Consider the following 795-nt stretch of genomic DNA (forward strand, 5'->3'; position numbering starts at 1 on the left):
GTAAAAATTGACCAGAAATTCGTGCATTCCTGTGTCAGTCGTAAGGAGGATAGAAAAATAATATCTGCGATTGTTGGCTTGGCGAATAGCCTCGATATTGACGTGATTGCAGAAGGGATAGAGACGGTCGAGCAGGCAGATCTGTTACGGAAAATTGGTTGTACGAAAGGGCAGGGGTATCTGTTCAGTCCTCCTCGGCCATTAAAAAGGATTGGAAACCCGAATTCCAATCCGGTGGTACATACGGAAAACGAATATCAAAGACTATCTATTGAAGAGAGGGCATTTCAAATATCATCTCTCTATAATTCGAGAGAAGTTGCGATTTGTTTTATAGATCGAGACTATATCATCCGGGATGCTAGTATGACATTCTGTCGTCGGATTGGTTTTGACAAAAAAGAGGTTATTGGTGCCGATATCCATGTGCTTCTGCCTGATACGCGTACGATGCTCGAATGGTTGAAGTCTTTTAGAGAACGCGGTCTACCTTATCCTCCCTACAGGTTTACGCGGGAGAGTGGTGACATCGACCTTGTTATGCTGACCCAGGTCAGGGACGAATCAGAAGAAATTCTAGGTTATTCAATTATTTCACTCGAAATATTTAGCAAGACAATTAATGGGATAATGGCGCAGAAACGGCTGAACGTCTGGTAACCTGCATATTCTGGAAGTCATTCGGGAAGACGCCTTCTCTCTGATGTAATTACAGCTCAGAGCCTGTTTGGAAAATCGGTCTGATGTGATTCAAGCTCTGGATGTGGACGCCAGAGCAGAGGGGCCGGATGGCCA

Annotated in this window: 1 protein-coding gene; it reads left to right on the forward strand. The window is 44.5% G+C overall.

Features of this window, described 5'->3' with window-relative positions:
• Nucleotides 1–660, forward strand: a 660-nt coding sequence (locus tag JK176_RS14885; protein WP_211588405.1) for an EAL domain-containing protein, incomplete at its 5' end; no start/stop codon positions are given.
• Between the last annotated feature and the right edge of the window lie 135 nt (nucleotides 661–795).

It is taken from the genome of Gluconobacter sp. Dm-73 (assembly GCF_018256215.1).
GTDB classification, from domain to species: Bacteria; Pseudomonadota; Alphaproteobacteria; order Acetobacterales; family Acetobacteraceae; genus Gluconobacter; species Gluconobacter cadivus.